This window comes from Streptomyces sp. NPDC051909, from assembly GCF_040681095.1.
Taxonomy (GTDB): domain Bacteria; phylum Actinomycetota; class Actinomycetes; order Streptomycetales; family Streptomycetaceae; genus Streptomyces.
Genome location: NZ_JBFAYA010000008.1, coordinates 334,673 through 350,903, shown reverse-complemented (window position 1 = coordinate 350,903; position 16,231 = coordinate 334,673). Strand labels below are relative to the sequence as shown.

Here is a 16,231-nt window from a genome sequence, read left to right as displayed (position 1 = left end):
TCCCCCGCCGCCTCGTCCGCACTCCGACCAGAGGAAGCCCCATGCCGCTCACCGACCTCGGGGCCGACGAACTCGTCGGCTACCAGCCGCAGCTGCCCGCCCCGAACGACTTCGACGCGTTCTGGCGCCGCACCCTTGCCGAAGCCCGGTCCTACGACGGGACGATCAAGGTCGAACGGGTCACTTCCGCGCACCTGCTGCACACCGTCGAGGTCGACGACGTGCGCTTCCCCGGCTGGAACGGCGAGCCGGTGGCCGCCTGGCTCCTGCGCCCGCGCGGAGCGGAAGGACCGCTGCCGGTCGTCGTCACGTACATGGGCTACAGCGGCGGCCGTGGTCTGCCCACCGAGCACCTGTTCTGGTCGGCCGCCGGCTACGCCCAGCTCGTCGTCGACAGCCGGGGCCAGGGCCACGACACCCCGGACCGGACGGCGGGCGACGGCACGCAGTGGGCCGGGGGGTTCATGACCCGAGGCATCGACTCCTCCGAGAACTACTACTACCGGCGGCTGATCACCGACTGCGTACGCGCCGTGGACGCCGTCGCCGAGCTGCCCGGCCTCGACCCGCGCAGGATCGTGGTGGCGGGAGGCAGCCAGGGCGGTGGCCTGACCCTCGCCGTCGCCGCTCTCGCCGGAGACCGCGTGGCGGCGGCACTGCCGGACGTCCCGTTCCTGTGCCACTTCCGCCGTGCCGTGCAGATCACCGGGGAGGGCCCGTACCCGGAGATCGCCGAGTACCTGCGCTGGCACAGCCGCGACCGCGTGGAACAGACCCTCGCCACCCTCGACTACTTCGACGGCGTCCACTTCGCCCAACGGGCCACCGCACCGGGGCTGTTCAGCGTCGCCCTGATGGACCCGATCTGCCCACCCTCGACGGTCTACGCCGCCTACAACCACTACCGGGGCGAGGACCGCACCATGACCGTCTGGCCCTTCGGCGACCACGGCGGCGGCTACGGCTCCAACCCGCCGGTCCAGCTGTCCTGGCTGCGCGAGCGTGGTCTCGCACCGGAACTCTGACCGCCGCGTGAGCACCTCGGTGGAGGAGCGAAGTCCCTGTTACTACACGTCCCGCCGGGTGTCCCCCGCCCTTCAGAGGTGCCGCCTCCGGCGCCGCGCCGCCGGCAAGGCGGGCCACGCGGACACGACGGCCGCGTTCGCCAGTAATGGGCCGAGCATGTAGGCATCCGACGCGCCGGACGCCAACCGCCGCTTCTTCCGGTACGCCTCCGGTCGCCATCCGCGCCGCTACGGCCACGCGCCGTACGTGCACCCCTGCCAGGTCGGCCCCTGGGCCTGACCTGGCCGACCCGCCCTGTCCTTCGCGAGCTGCCGCCACGGCGGCACGGCGTGCGCACTCGCCCTCCACGCGGTAGGGCCTCGTCCGGCGGCGCCGGAAACCGCGAACCACCTGCCACCGCACCCCTTCGGGCGACCCGGCTCCGGGCCAGGACGCTTGAACCGCCTACTCAAGGATGTGAGAGGTCACCATGCGCAGACGCCGACTCCGCCGCGGATATCGGTCCCTGACACTCCCCGCCGTGCTCGCGGCCCTGGTCTCACTGGCGGCGATGCTCGTCGCCGGCCCGGCCCACGCAGCCACCAGCGGCGCCTTGCGTGGTGTCAGTTCCGGCCGGTGCCTCGATGTGCCGGGCGGCGACCAGGCCGACGGCACGAACCTGCAGATCTGGGACTGCCACGGCGGGACCAACCAGCGGTGGACCCTGACGGACGACAACCGGCTGACCGTGTACGGCGGCAAGTGCCTGGACGTTCCGGGCCACGCCACCACGGCCGGGACCCGACCGGTGATCTGGAGCTGCAACGGCGGTACGAACCAGCAGTGGCGGGTCGACGCCGACGGCACGGTCGTCGCCGTGGAGTCCGGACTGTGTCTTGACGTTGCGGGCGCCGGTACGGCCAACGGCACGGCGGTGCAGCTCTGGGCGTGCAACGGCGGCGGCAACCAGAAGTGGACCGGCCTGTCCGAGCCGGGCAACACGTGTTCCCTCCCGTCGACGTACCGGTGGACCTCGACCGGTCCGCTGGCGCAGCCCGCGAACGGGTGGGCCGCGCTGAAGGACTTCACCACCGTGCCGTACAACGGCCAGAACCTGGTCTACGCGACCACCTCCGACGGTTCGTCGTGGGGCACGATGGCGTTCCGTCCCTTCACGAACTGGTCGGACATGGCGACGGCCCCCCAGACCGGGATGACCCAGGGCCTGGCGGTGGCGCCCAAGCTGTTCTACTTCGCGCCCAAGGACATCTGGGTCCTGGCCTCGAACGGGTGGGGCACCGCCTGGCCCTTCAGCTACCGCACGTCCAGCGACCCCACGAACCCCAACGGCTGGTCCGCCCCGCAGCCGCTGTTCACCGGCAGCCTCCCCGAGTCCGGCCCCATCGACCCGACCCTGATCGGCGACGACCAGAACATGCACCTGTTCTTCGCCGACGACAACGGCAAGATCTACCGGTCGACCCTGCCGATCGGGAACTTCCCCGGCAGCTTCGGCTCGTCGTACACGACGGTCATGAGCGACACGGTGAAGAACCTGTTCGAGGCGCCGGAGGTCTACAAGGTCCAGGGCCGGGACCAGTACCTCATGATCGTCGAGGCGCGGGGTGCTAGCGAGGACCGCTTCTTCCGCTCGTTCACCGCCTCCAGCCTGACCGGACCGTGGACCGTCCGGGCCGGCAGCGAGAGCAGCCCCTTCGCGGGCAAGGCCAACAGCGGTGCCACCTGGACCGACGACATCAGCCACGGTGACCTGGTCCGCGTCAACGCCGACCAGACCATGACCGTCGACCCCTGCAAGCTGCAGTTCCTCTACCAGGGCTACGACCCCGCCACACCGCAGGGGACCCCGTACCAGCGACTGCCCTACCGGCCGGGCCTGCTCACCCTGCAGCGCTGAGCCCCCGCGCGCGTACCTGAACGCACGCTCATGCCCCTGACCGATCCGGCACGCACGGCGGCTTCCGCCGTGCGTGCCAGGAAGGACCCCCCATGGTCTCCCTGCCCAGACGATTGACGCGTCTCCTCGCGGCCTCCGCCATGACGCTCGCCGCCTGCGTCACCGCCTCCGCCCCCACGACCGCCGAGGCCGCGCCCGGCAGCCCGGCGCTCACCCCGCCGATGGGCTGGAACAGCTGGAACAGTTTCGGATGCGGGATCACCGAGGCACAGGTCCGCCAGGCCGCCGACACGATGGTGTCCTCGGGCATGAAGGACGCGGGCTACCAGTACGTCGTCGTCGACGACTGCTGGTTCGACCCGCAGCGCGACGCGGCGGGCAACCTCCGGGCCAACCCGACCACGTTCCCCAGCGGCATGAAGGCGCTCGGGGACTACATCCACGGCAAGGGCCTGAAGTTCGGCATCTACCAGGCGCCCAACGAGAAGACCTGCGCGCAGGGCGTGGGCACCTACCCCGGCTCCACCGGCAGCAAGGGCCATGAGGCCCAGGACGCCGCCGCCTTCGCCTCCTGGGGCGTGGACTACCTCAAGTACGACTGGTGTTCCGGCAGCGGCACCTTGGGCGAGCAGGTCGCACAGTTCACCATCATGCGCGACGCCCTGCGCGCCACCGGCCGCCCGATCGTCTACAGCATCAACCCCAACAGCTTCCACGCCCCCACCGGCGCCACCTACGACTGGGGCCAGGTCGCCGACCTGTGGCGGACGACCGAGGACCTGCTCGACATCTGGCAGAACGACAACACCAACAGCTACCCGATGGGCGTCGGCAACGTCCTGGACATCACCGCGCCCCTGGCCGCGCAGTCGGGTCCGGGACACTGGAACGACCCCGACATGCTGGTCGTCGGCCGCCCCGGCCTGTCACTGACCGAGTCCCGCACCCACTTCGCCCTCTGGGCGCTGCTGGGCGCCCCGCTCATGGCCGGCAACGACATCCGCACCATGTCCGCCGACGTGAGCGCCATCCTGCGCAACCCCCGCCTGGTGGCGGTGAACCAGGATCCGCTGGGCGCGGGCGGACGCAGGGTGCGCGACGACGGCGGCACCGAGGTGTTCACCAAGTCCCTGGCCGACGGCTCGGTCGCCGTGGGCCTGCTCAACAGGGGAGGGAACGCGACGACCATCACCGCCACGGCCGCGCAGGTCGGCCTCGCCGGCCAGTCGTTCACCCTCACCGACCTGTGGACCGGCGGCACGTCCAGCACCTCCGGCCAGATCTCGGCGAACGTCCCCGCACACGGTGTCGCCGTGTTCAAGATGACCGGCGGCAGCCCGCTGGCCGCCACCACCGCACGTCTGCGCGGTACCGGATCGGGCCGCTGCCTGGACGTGGACCGCGCCTCCACCGCGGCCGGGACGCGGACGCTGATCTGGGACTGCCACACCGCCGCCAACCAGCTCTGGACCACGTGGGCCGGAGGCGAGATCCGCGTCTACGGCGACAAGTGCCTGGACGCCTCCGGCCAGGGCACCGCCAACGGCACGCCGGTCGTCATCTGGCCCTGCAACGGCCAGAACAACCAGAAGTGGACCAGGCAGGCCGACGGTTCGATCCGCAACGTCCACGCCGGTCTGTGCCTCGACGCGAACGGGGCCGGCACCGCCAACGGGACCCCCGTCGTCCTGTGGACCTGCAACGGCCAGAGCAACCAGAAGTGGACCACGCTCCCGTGACGCGCCACCCCGAGAGAGGGAACCCCATGAGAAGGTCCTGGATCCGCCACCTGATCGCGCTTGTCTCTGTCGTGCTCGGGGTGACGGCGGCAGGTGTCGTCCCTGCCTCCGCCGCCTCCGACACACCCTTGCGGGTCATGCCGCTGGGCGACTCGATCACCTGGGGCGTGGGAAGCAGTACGGGCGACGGCTACCGGGGGCCGTTGTGGGACAGGCTTGCGGCGGACGGCCATCCGCTGGACTTCGTGGGTACGGGGCGGGGCGGTTCGATGTCCGACGCCGACAACGAAGGCCACTCCGGATACCGCATCGACCAGATCGCCGCCCTCGCCGACGTCGCGCTGACCCGCTACCGGCCCAACGTCGTGACGCTGCACATCGGCACCAACGACCTCCAAGGGGCCTCCGAGGTCAACACGGCCATCGCCGGGCTGAAGTCGCTGGTCGGCCAGATCACCGCCGACGTCCCCGACGCGACCGTCCTCGTCGCCTCCCTGGTCGTGTCCACCAGCAGCTCGGAGGAGCAGCACCGGGGCGCCTACAACCAGGCCATCCCCCAGATCGTCAGCGAGGCACAGGCCGCGGGCAAGCGCGTCGCATTCGTCGACATGAGCGCCCTGACCGCCACGGCCGACCTGGCCGACCCCCTGCACCCCAACGACTCCGGCTACCGGAAGATGGCCGACGCCTTCCACCGCGGCATCCAGGCCGCGGACAGCGCCGGGTGGCTGAGGAACCCCGCCCCCGCCCCCGCGCGCGTACAGTCCGGCATCGCCGGCAAGTGCCTGGACGTCAACGGCGCCGGCACCGCCGACGGGACCGCCGTCCAGACGTGGAGCTGCGGCGACGGTGCCAACCAGTTCTGGTCCGCCTACACCGACGGCACCCTGCGCTCCCTGGGCAAGTGCCTCGACGCCGTCGGCTGGGGCACCGCCAACGGGACCAAGGTGCAGCTCTGGGCCTGCCACGGCGGCGCCAACCAGGTCTGGCAGCCCTACAACGGCGGCTACCGCAACCCCGCCTCCGGCCGCTGCCTCGACGTCCCGGCCGCCTCCACCGCCGACGGCACGCAGCTCCAGCTGTGGGACTGCCACGGCGGCTCCAACCAGAAGTGGACCACCCTGACCGCCGGATGACCCCCCGTTCCCGAGGAACCGTCCGGCACTGACCTCGAAAGGGCCGCCATGACCAAGGAGGAAGGGACCTTCCGCTGGGGGCACGAGGCCCTTCTCCTCGACCTCGTCCTCGATGACGACGGCAGCCCGCGCCTCACGTACCTCGGGCTGCCCGGCGAAGGGCGGAGCATCCCCGGCGCGTCCCTCCCCCTGGTGGAGGTGACGGCCGCGGGTCACGGCCGCCACTGGTCGGGCAGCCGTCTGATCGGGACCGCTCTCGGCGGGCGGCTGCGCCACCGGGCCCACCACGCGGCCCGCGACGGCGACTGGCACGCGCTGACCGTGCATCTCCACGACCCGGAAACCGGGCTGGTCGCGGAGGTGGCCTACCGGTCACCGGACGGCATCCCCGTGCTCCGCGGCGAAGTGACCCTGCGCAACGAAGGGCAGACCGCCTTGCACCTGGAGTCGGTCAGCTCGCTCGCGGTGGGCTGCCTCACCCCACGGGACCCGGCGGCCGTCGACGCCGCCGACCTGTTGTGGGCGGACAACGACTGGCTCGCCGAGTGCCGTTGGCAGCGACAGCCGATGCGCCAGACCACGCCCGGCGTCAGCGGTCGCGTGACGTACGGGCACGGCAAGGCCGGCTTCGCCCTGAACGGACAGGGCGCCTGGTCCAGTTGCGGACACCTCCCCATGGGCGGCCTGACGGACCGGCGCACCGGCCGCAGTTGGGTGTGGCAGATCGAGCACAACGGCGGGGGCTGGCGCTGGGAGTGCCAAGAGCACGACGAGGCGGCCTACGCTGCGCTGTTCGGGCCCACCGACACCCACCACGGCTGGCGGCACCCCCTGGAACCCGGCGCCGTCTTCCGCACCGTACCCGCCGCGCTGGCCTTCGGCGCCGACGGCGGCCCCGACTCCGCGTTCGCCGCGCTGACCCGCTACCGCCGCGCCCAGCGCCGCCCTCATGCCGACCACCAGCGCCTGCCCGTCATCTTCAACGACTACATGAACTGCCTGATGGGCGACCCGACCACCGACAAGCTGCTGCCGCTCATCGACGCGGCGGCCGAGGCCGGCGCCGAGCACTTCGTCATCGACGCGGGCTGGTACGACGACGGTGACGGTGGCTGGTGGACCAGCGTCGGTGCCTGGGAGCCGGCCGCCTCACGCTTCCCCGGCGAGAAGGGGATCCACGAGGTACTGGACCACATCCGCCGACGCGGCATGGTTCCCGGTCTGTGGCTGGAGCCGGAAGTCATCGGCGTCCACAGCCCCATGGCCAAGTCTCTGCCCGACGAGGCGTTCTTCCGCCGCGACGGCGCCCGCGTCACGGAGACCGGCCGGCACCACCTGGACCTGCGCCACCCGGCCGCCCGTGCCCACCTGGACCAGGTCGTGGACCGCCTGGTCGGCGAGTGGGGCGTCGGCTACCTCAAGCTCGACCACAACATCGACCCCGGCTCCGGCACCAGCGCCCACCCCGGCGAGACCCCGGGCGACGGCCTGCTCGGCCACAACCGGGCGCACCTCGACTGGCTCGACGGCGTCCTCGACCGGCACCCGCACCTGGTGGTGGAGAACTGCGCCTCCGGCGGCATGCGCTGGGACGACGCCATGCTCTCCCGGCTGCAGCTGCAGTCCACCAGCGACCAGCAGAACCTCCACCTCTACGCGCCCATCGCGGCTTCCGCGCCCACCGCCGTCACCCCCGAACAGGGTGCCGTCTGGGCGTACCCCCGGCCGGAGGACTCCCTCGACGAGGTGGCCTTCACCATGGCCAATGCGCTGCTCGGCCGGATCCATCTCTCCGGCCGCATTCCCGAACTCGGGCGGGAGGCCCGCGCCCTGGTCCACGAGGCCGTAGCGGTGTACAAGGCCATCCGCGCCGACCTGCCGCAGGCCGTGCCGTCCTGGCCACTGGGCCTTCCCGCCTGGGACGACCCCTGGCTCGCCCTGGCCATGCGCACGCCCGCCACCACCTACCTCACGGCCTGGCGCCGCCCAGGAACCGACGCCACGGCGACGCTTCGCCTGCCCCACCTGCGGGACACCCCCGCCCGTGTCGACCTGCTCTATCCCTCGGTCGGTAGGGCCGATTCCGCCTGGCTGCCCGACACGGCCGAGCTGAGCCTGACCCTGCCCACCGCGCCGTCCGCCGTCCTGCTCCGCATCACCCCCACGGCCCCCGGCGCTCCCTGAACCACCCCGACCACGCCACGACTCCCTCACGAATCGACGAGAGGACCCATCGGGTGCCAGCACTGCGCCGACCGGACCAACGCTTCGCCAACCCCGTGATCCCCGGCTTCCACCCCGACCCCAGCGTCTGCCGCGTCGGCGACGACTACTACCTGGCCTGCTCCAGCTTCGAGTACTTCCCCGGCGTACCCCTCTTCCACAGCCGCGACCTGGTGCACTGGACGCAGATCGGCAACGCCCTGGACCGGCCGGAGCAGTTGCGCCTGCCGGTGGACATGCCGTCCTCCGGCGGGATCTACGCCCCCACCCTGCGCCACCACGACGGCCGCTTCTGGTTGATCGTCACCAACTGCAGCGAGGGCGGCGGCAACCTGATCGTCACGGCCACCGACCCCGCCGGACCGTGGTCGGACCCCATCTGGGCGCCGGGCGTCCCCGGCATCGATCCCGACCTGGTCTGGGAGGAGGACGGCACCTGCTGGTGCACGGTCGCCGGGGTCTCGCAGGTCCGTCTCGACCCGTCCACCGGGCAGACGTACGGAACACCGCACCGGCTCTGGTCCGGCGGGCCCGGTTCCAAGGCCCCGGAGGCGCCGCACCTGTACCGGATCGGCGACTACTGGTACCTCCTCATCGCCGAGGGCGGCACGGAGCGCGGCCACGGTGTCTCGATCGCCCGCGGCCATACGCCTGCCGGTCCGTTCGAGCCGTGCCCGGCCAACCCGATCCTCACCCACCGCGGCACCGACCACCCTGTCCAGAACACCGGGCACGCCGACCTGGTCCAAGGCCCCGACGGCTCCTGGTGGATGGTGCTGCTCGGCGTCCGCCCGGGGGGCGGCACGCCGGGCTGGCACGTGCTCGGCCGGGAGACCTTCCTGGCCCCCGTGACCTGGGTGGACGGATGGCCGGTCGTCGGCGAGGTCGCCCTGGACCTGCCCGAGCTCCCGTGGCCGCTCTCCCCCGGCCCTGTCGAGGAGCAGCGGGACGACTTCGACCTGGCCGAACTGCGACCGTCCTGGATCTCCCTGCGCGACCGGCCGGCCGCATACTGCACCACCAAGGAGCGCCCCGGCTGGCTGACCCTCCGCGCGCGGGGAGGCTCCCTGGACGAGCCCGACGTGGTGTTCACCGGCCGGCGCCAGCAGCACCTCGCGTGCCGGGCGCGCACTCTGGTCGATGCCGCGGAGGGGGACGGCGGCCTCGCCGTCCGACTCGACGAGCGGCACCACTACGCGATCGAGGTGTCCGGCACGGAGGTACGGGCCATCGCGCGCGTCGGCTCCCTGCGCACGGTCGTGGCCGCGCAGTCCGTGCCCGCCGGGCCGGTGGTCCTCGTCGTCACGATCACGGACCCGCCGACTCCGCACGGACCGTGCACGGGACCCGACGTCGTCTCCCTCGGCGTCGAGCAGACCGACGGCACGTTCACAGAGCTCGCGACCCTCGACGGCCGCCACCTGTCGACCGAGGTCGCCGGCGGCTTCACGGGCCGGGTCATCGGCATGTACGCCGCGGAAGGCACCGTCCACTTCGACTGGTTCGACTACGAGCCCCTCGGCGGCTGAACGGAGGCTCCCTCCCTCGGCCGGCAGGGACCTGCCGGCCGGCGCGGCCCAGGCCGCCTGGCCGCCCTGCTGCTGACGCTGGTCACCAGACGACACGATGCAGCGGCGCCACGCTCATCTATCACGTACTCGTCCTTCGGCGGAGCCGCGCACTCATCGAAGCGCTTCGACGAAGAGCTGGACAGTGTGCCAGGCTGGGGCTAGGGTCAGCGTACATTTCACGCAGGAATGATAGGCTCGCATGATCGAAGCGCTTCATGAGGCTGGGAGAGCTGGATGGTAACCCTCGCCGAGGTCGCACGGCACGCCGGAGTGTCGGCGAGCACGGTGAGCTATGTCCTCAGCGGCAAGCGGCCCATCTCCGCGGCCACCCGGCTGCAGGTCGAGCAGAGCATCCGTGAGCTGGGATACCACCCGAACGCGGGCGCACGGGCCCTGGCCAGCAACAGGTCGAACATCATCGCACTGATGGTTCCCCTGCGCACCGACATGTACGTGCCGGTGATGATGGAGATCGCCATCGCGGTCGCCACGACGGCCCGGACACACGGGTACGACGTACTACTGCTGACCGGCGAGGAAGGCCCCGAAGCCGTCCGCCGCGTCACCGGCAGTGGGCTCGCCGACGCGATGATCCTCATGGATGTCGAACTGGACGACGAGCGGTTGCCGTTGCTGCGCAGCACCGACCAGCCGTCCGTGCTGATCGGACTGCCCGCCGACACCTCAGGACTGACCTGCGTGGACCTCGACTTCAGGGCGACCGGCGCGTTGTGCGTCGAGCATCTGGCGGCGCTCGGCCATCGTGACATCGCCGTGATCGGCGAGGCCCCCGCGGTCTACGAACGGCACACCGGCTTCGCCGAGCGCACCCTCGACGGAATCCGTTCCCGGGCACGGGAGTTGGGGATCAGGGTGTTGCACCGGCCGTGCGGCGGCGGCTACGACGCGATAGCCGCCATCCTCACCCGCATCCTCGATGAGCGCCCGGGCACCTCCGGGTTCGTCGTGCAGAACGAGCAGGCGGTCGAGCCGCTGCTCGCCCTGCTGCGCCGACAGGGCCGCGCCGTCCCCGAGGACGTTTCGGTGGTCGCGATCTGCCCGGAACAGGTGGCCGTCCAGGCCTCGGTGCGGCTGACATCGGTCTCCATCCCCGCGCAGGAGATGGGCCGGCAGGCGGTGGAACGTCTGGTCGCCAAGATCGACGGTCGCGGCACCGACGAAGTCCTGCTGATCGCACCCGAGTTGACGGTGCGGGCGAGTAGCGGATCGGCGCCCTGACGCGTGGACCGGTGAGAGGTACGGGGGCGGTGCGACCGTGACGATCGGCACCCTGCTGGACCTCGTCCCGCTGTTCCTGCGGGACGGGCACGGCCACCACGGTCACGCACTCCGTGCTGTCGATCTCGGACTCGCACCGCTGTCCCCTGCTCTGGGAACTGCTCACGCCCGACCAGCACCCGCCCGCTCGACCTGGAGGGCATCGGCGCCACTGGCTCGGCCTGCTGAGCCGCTCCGATGTCGAGCCCGCGTTCGCGGACTACAACACACTGCGGGCCGAGGTCGACCACGTCTGAGGAGAACGCGGGACCGACCTCGGCCCGGGTGCCGGGTCAGCCGCCGTTGATGGTCAGGTTGTCGGTGTGGAAGTCGAGTCCGCCGGGCGACGAGGTGATCTCATAGCCGAACTGGACGTCGCCGATCGTCTCGCTGCCGGGCATCCAGCCCTTGGTGTAGGCGATCCAGTTGAGGATGGGCTTCACGTCCACGGTGCCGGAGTGGGAGTCGGACGTCCGCAGGAAAGAGAACACCTGGTTCGACCCGTTGGTGCCCTTGTAGACGTTCCAGTTGTGGCCGCCGAGGGTGACGTTGCCCTGATAGCTGCCGATAGGGCCTACTGCTCCGTTGTAGTTGACCCAGAGCATGATCTCGTACTGGTGGTCGGTGTCCCAGATGTCGTACGACGTGTTGTACGCGCCGGCCGACGGGACGCTGACGTTGTAGTCGCTGGTGAGCCGGCCGAGCGAATCGATCGTCTTGCTGATCGTCTTCGTTGCGTTGGGGTAGGACTTGATGCCCCCGGTGTCGGGGTGGTCGGCCCAGACGCCCCAGCCGGTCCCGGAGTTGGCCCAGACGCACTGGCTGCCGGCGCCGGAGCCCCAGATGTTGTTGTAGAGCCTGTAGCCGTCCAGACTGGTGTTGCCCCAGCGGTCGCAGGAGTGCCAGACCGCTGCCGAAGCGGGGGCGGAGGCCAGACCGACGGTGGCACCGAGAGCCATCGCCGGCGCCAGCACCGCCATGGTGATCCTGCGCATCGTGTCTTTGACCATGGTGTCCCTTCCACGGGTGGGGGGAATTGTGGGGGGGTACTACCACGCCCCCTGGCTGAGGACGTTCTCCTCTCCGGGGACGAGATCGACAGCGGTCATGGCCGGAGCACGGCCACGCCGTAGCGGCCGAGGGTGACCCGGTCGGTGACGACCGTCCCCGTGAGGAGCTCGTGGTGGGTGCCCGGCACCTCGACGGTCACCGGCTCCCGGCCGTGGTTGAGCACGAACAGCACCTCGCCCCGGCGGACGGCCTCGACCTGCTCGGGGAGGCCGTCGAGCACCGGCCGGACGCCCGCGGCGGAGGCGATCCGGGCCAGCAGGTCGCGCAGCGCCTCCGGCTCCGGGAGCGTGGAGACGTACCAGGCCCGGCCCTTGCGCAGGACGGCGGGCAGTCCGTCGAGGTCACCGCCCTTGTACGGCACGCTCTCGTCGGCGGAACCGTCGGCCTCCAGCTCCTCCGACCACAGGGACGCCGTGAAGCCCTCGCAGGTGACGGTCTCCCCCACGTCCAGCGGCCACCACTCGTGCAGGGTGCGGATGCCGAACAGCTCGCGCAGCCGGGGATCCATGCCACCGGCGCGGACCCGGTCGTCCTCGTCGGCGACGCCGGTCTGGAAGCCGCAGACGAGCGTGCCGCCCTGGCGGACGTAGGCGAGGAGGTTGTGCATCGCCGCGTCGGAGAGCGCGTAGAGCTGCGGCACGACCACCACGGCGTACGGCGTCAGGTCGTGCTCGGGGTGGGCGAAGTCGGTGGTGAGGTGCGCCTGCCAGAGAGCTCGGTGCCAGGCGCGCAGGACGTCCGGGTACTCCACCTGGCCGGACAGGCGGCCGTCCTGGGCGCCGGCCCACCAGGAGTGCCAGTCGTGCAGGATCGCGATGTCCGCGGTGATGTTCCGGCCGGTCGTCTCGGCGGCGATCCGCTCCAGCTCCGCGCCGAGCTGCCTGACCTCCTGGTACGTCCTCCCTTCCTCCCCGGCATGGCTGACCATGCCGGAGTGGAACTTCTCCGCGCCCTGCCGGGACTGCCGCCACTGGAAGTAGCAGACGGCGTCGGCACCCCGGGCCACGGCCTGCAGGGACCAGAGCCGGTTGAGGCCCCGGGGCTTGGGGTGGTTCACGCCCCGCCAGTTGACGGGCCCGGCGGCCTGCTCCATGAGCATCCACGGCCCGCGCGCCTGGGAGCGGGTCATGTCCTGGACGAGGGCGCCGCTCTGGGCGCCCAGCGGGTCGCGCGGATCCGGGTAGATGTCGACGGAGACGACGTCCTCCTCCTCGGCCCAGCGCCAGGCGTCCTGGCCCATCCACAGCGGCATGAAGTTGCTGGTGACCGGGATGTCCGGGGTGTGGCGGCGGACGATGTCCCGCTCGGCGACGTAGCACTCCAGGAGCATGTCGGAGGTGAAGCGCCTGAAGTCGAGGACCTGGGTGGGGTTGCGCAGGTAGTGGGGCAGGCGGGGCGGCAGGATGCCGTCCCAGGTGTCGTAACCCTGGCTCCAGAAGGCGGTGCCCCAGGCCTCGTTGAGGGTGCCGAGGGCGCCGTACTTCTCGCGCAGCCAGCGGCGGAAGCCTGCCGCGGCCTCGTCGCCGTAGTCGACGGTGCAGTACTCGTTGTTGATGTGCCACATCGTCAGCGCCGGGTGGCCGGCGTAGCGGGCGGCGAGGTCCTCGGTGATGGCGGCGGCGTAGCGCCGATACGTGGCGCTGGAGTGCGAGAAGTGCTGCCGGCCGCCCCACCACTCGGTGCGGCCGTCCTCGGTGACGGGCAGGGTGTCCGGGTGCAGTCGGCCCATCCAGGGCGGGGGCGAGGAGGTCGGGGTGGCGAGGACGACGCCGATGCCGTTGTCGTGCATCAGATCCATCACCGTGTCCAGCCTGCCGAACTCCCGTGCGCCCGGCTCCGGTTCCAGCGTCGACCAGGAGAAGACACCGAGGGTGACCGAGTTGACCCCGGCCGCCTTCATCAGCCGGACGTCCTCGTGCCAGGTCTCCTCGGGCCACTGCTCCGGGTTGTAGTCGCCGCCGAAGAGAAGGCGGCCGCGGGTCGCGTCGCTCAGGGCGGGCATCAGACGGGCTCCCCGTACTGCACGCCGCGCCCGTTGGTGCCGAGGTAGACCCGGCCGTACACGCGCGGATCGCCGGTGACGACCCGGCCGGTCCAGCCCCACTGGTGCTGGTCGTCGTTGATCCGCACCCAGCTCCTCGCCTCGTCGTCGGAGCGGTGGACGGCGTTGAAGCCCTCGGTCGCGCCGACCATGTAGATCGCCGGGTAGGCGGCGCCCGGGGCGGCCTTGCCGAAGCCCAGGGTGTGCGAGGACCGGCAGTTGCCGACCCTGGTGAAGGTGGCGCCGCCGTCGGTGGAGCGGTACAGCCCGGCCTCCTTCGCGCTGAGCCACAGATCACCGGAGCGTCCCGGAGCCGCGGTCAGCTGGAACTGCGCGTCGCCCGAGGGCAGGCCGGTGGCCGTGGCGGTGAAGGTGAGGCCGCTGTCGGTGCTGGCGTGGACCGTGCCGACGGTCGTGTCGTAGGCGTAGAAGAGCGTCGGGTCCATGGGGTCCGCGACCAGGACGGCGCCCTTGGGGACGGAGGTGGCCTCGGACCAGGTGGCGCCGTTGTCCGTCGAGCGGTACACCGGGTTGACGGTGCCGTTCGAGGACCCGAGGGACCACAGAAGCACACTGCCGTCGGCGTTGGTGACGATCGGGCCGGGCGCGTCCTTGGCGGCGCCCGGCTGTGACGCGAAGGGCGACCAGGTCTGTCCGCCGTCGTTCGACCAGGCGCCGTTGGCGCTCCCGCTCCAGCCGGTGCGCACGACGTACGAGGGCCGGGCCGCGGCCTGGGCGAGTCCCGTCGTCGAACCGAACACGGGGTTGGACGCCATGCCGCGCGCGGGGGATGCCGTGAGCGACTCGTGGTACATCACGCCGATGTCGCCGTTGCCGCTGATCAGATGCGCCTCTCCCACCGGCGGCGAGATCAGATGGAGGATGGCGGTCTCCTCCAGGCCGCGGATCTGCGGCGCCCAGCGCCTGAGGTCGCGCGTGCCGTACAGGGTCGCGCCGGTGCCGTAGACGACGTGCCCGGAGTCGAACGGGTCGAGGCCGAGGGCCTGGATCCACCAGCCGAACTTGGGCTTGTCGCCACCCCACTTGAGGTAGGGGGTCTCGGAGACGTCGAGGACGGCCTGGTCCTTCAGGGACGTCCATGTGCGGCCGCCGTCGGTGGAACGGAAGACGGTGTCGATCTCGGACCAGCGGTTGTTGGTGGACACGACGAGCGTCCCGGGCCGACGGGCGTCGACGGCGACGCCGCCGTAGCCGAAGGCGTCGGTCCCGCCGTCGCTCGTCACCCCGCCGGGCTTCACGGGGGTGACCTCGGTCCACTTCCCGTTCGCCGTCAGCAGCTTGTGCACGCTGCCGTCGGACTGGCCGTTGGGGCCGGGGGCGTTGGCGTACGTCACGTACAGCTCGCGGGTGAGGCGGTCGTACGCGGCGCGGATCGGCACCCTCGCGGCGGTGCTGGTCGGCTGCCCGGGGACGGGCTCCCAGGTCCTTCCGTCGGACGTGCGGTACAGGTTGGGGCGGTCGGTGGTGCCGTCGGAGTCGCCCCAGCCGGCGTAGACGGTACGGCCCGCGGCGACCAGGAGGGTGATGCCCTGGCCGGTGGCGCTCGGGGTGGCGGGGAAGTCCGCGGGCTGCCATGTGGCGCCTCGGTCCGTCGACTTGAGAAGCCCGTCGTGCCGGGTGCCGAGCCAGAGCGTGTCGCAGGTCCGCGGGTCGACCAGAAGCCGTTCACCGCATCCGCGCCCGTCCTCGTTGGCTCCGAGCTTCACCGTGAGGTCCGTGCGCTGCCAGGTGGCACCCCGGTCCTCGGACCGCAGCACGGCCCCGTTGCCGGCCCAGGGCTGCGTGTACGTACCGAGGGCCAGGTACAGCCGGTTCGGGTGGACCGGGTCGACGGCCATGGCCTCGACGCCGAGGAGGTTCCAGTCGTCCCAGCCGAGGTGGTCGGTCAGCGGGATCCAGCTGTCGGTGGGGTCGTCCCAGCGGTAGGCGCCCCCGATGTCGGTCCTGGCATAGGCGAGCCCTCGTACCGACGGGTGGAACAGCACCCCGCTGATGAAGCCGGTGCCGCCCATGGCGGCGGTGCGCCACCGGTAGCCGCTCTCGGCGGCGGCCGAGGGGGCGGCGGCCTGCGCCTGCCCCGACACCGCGGGCAGGGAGACGACCGCGGCGGCGGCCGCGGAACCGGCGAGAACGGAGCGCCTGCTGAGGTGGAACGTGTTCATGACATACCTCGGTCCTGGCGAAAGGGGGCGGGCGGGCTGGGATCAGGGGCACGGGGCCGTGTCGAT

At 71.5% G+C, this 16,231-nt stretch carries 11 protein-coding genes; 8 read left to right on the top strand and 3 right to left on the bottom strand.

Translation table 11 applies throughout. The annotated features are described in order from the left end of the window. Window positions 1–41: 41 nt before the first annotated feature. From AB0M18_RS16200 to AB0M18_RS16165, 8 genes are all read left to right on the top strand, one after another. Window positions 42–1,025 (top strand): acetylxylan esterase, encoded by a 984-nt coding sequence (locus tag AB0M18_RS16200; RefSeq protein WP_365758247.1) that lies wholly within the window; start codon window positions 42–44, stop codon window positions 1,023–1,025. Between the two features lie 470 nt (window positions 1,026–1,495). Next, window positions 1,496–2,923, top strand: a complete 1,428-nt coding sequence (locus AB0M18_RS16195) for a non-reducing end alpha-L-arabinofuranosidase family hydrolase (protein ID WP_365758245.1) — start codon at window positions 1,496–1,498, stop codon at window positions 2,921–2,923. Window positions 2,924–3,015: 92 nt separating this feature from the next. Next, window positions 3,016–4,662: a ricin-type beta-trefoil lectin domain protein gene (locus AB0M18_RS16190; protein ID WP_365758243.1), complete on the top strand. Its 1,647-nt coding sequence runs from the start codon at window positions 3,016–3,018 to the stop codon at window positions 4,660–4,662. 26 nt (window positions 4,663–4,688) lie between these two features. Continuing rightward, window positions 4,689–5,798 (top strand): ricin-type beta-trefoil lectin domain protein, encoded by a 1,110-nt coding sequence (locus tag AB0M18_RS16185; protein WP_365758241.1) that lies wholly within the window; start codon window positions 4,689–4,691, stop codon window positions 5,796–5,798. 48 nt (window positions 5,799–5,846) lie between these two features. Further along, on the top strand, window positions 5,847–7,982 hold the full coding sequence (locus AB0M18_RS16180; RefSeq protein ID WP_365758239.1) for an alpha-galactosidase: 2,136 nt from the start codon (window positions 5,847–5,849) through the stop codon (window positions 7,980–7,982). 53 nt (window positions 7,983–8,035) lie between these two features. Next, on the top strand, window positions 8,036–9,550 hold the full coding sequence (locus AB0M18_RS16175) for a glycoside hydrolase family 43 protein (RefSeq protein ID WP_365758237.1): 1,515 nt from the start codon (window positions 8,036–8,038) through the stop codon (window positions 9,548–9,550). A gap of 276 nt (window positions 9,551–9,826) precedes the next feature. Next, window positions 9,827–10,831 carry a LacI family DNA-binding transcriptional regulator gene (locus AB0M18_RS16170; protein WP_365758235.1) on the top strand — a complete coding sequence of 335 codons (1,005 nt, stop codon included), beginning with the start codon at window positions 9,827–9,829 and terminating at the stop codon, window positions 10,829–10,831. Window positions 10,832–10,944: 113 nt separating this feature from the next. Further along, window positions 10,945–11,127, top strand: a complete 183-nt coding sequence (locus tag AB0M18_RS16165) for a hypothetical protein (protein WP_365758233.1) — start codon at window positions 10,945–10,947, stop codon at window positions 11,125–11,127. A gap of 36 nt (window positions 11,128–11,163) precedes the next feature. Here the strand turns inward: AB0M18_RS16165 and AB0M18_RS16160 are convergent, their stop codons facing one another. The 3 genes from AB0M18_RS16160 to AB0M18_RS16150 form a co-directional block, all read right to left on the bottom strand. Further along, window positions 11,164–11,880: a hypothetical protein gene (locus AB0M18_RS16160; RefSeq protein WP_365758231.1), complete on the bottom strand. Its 717-nt coding sequence runs from the start codon at window positions 11,878–11,880 to the stop codon at window positions 11,164–11,166. Between the two features lie 95 nt (window positions 11,881–11,975). Further along, entirely contained in the window at window positions 11,976–13,943 is a 1,968-nt protein-coding gene (locus AB0M18_RS16155; RefSeq protein WP_365758229.1) for a beta-galactosidase, read from the bottom strand. Next, complete coding sequence (locus AB0M18_RS16150; RefSeq protein ID WP_365758227.1) at window positions 13,943–16,165, bottom strand: 1,4-beta-glucanase; 2,223 nt, start codon at window positions 16,163–16,165, stop codon at window positions 13,943–13,945. The genes AB0M18_RS16155 and AB0M18_RS16150 overlap by 1 nt, the downstream gene beginning before the upstream one ends. Window positions 16,166–16,231 lie beyond the last annotated feature (66 nt).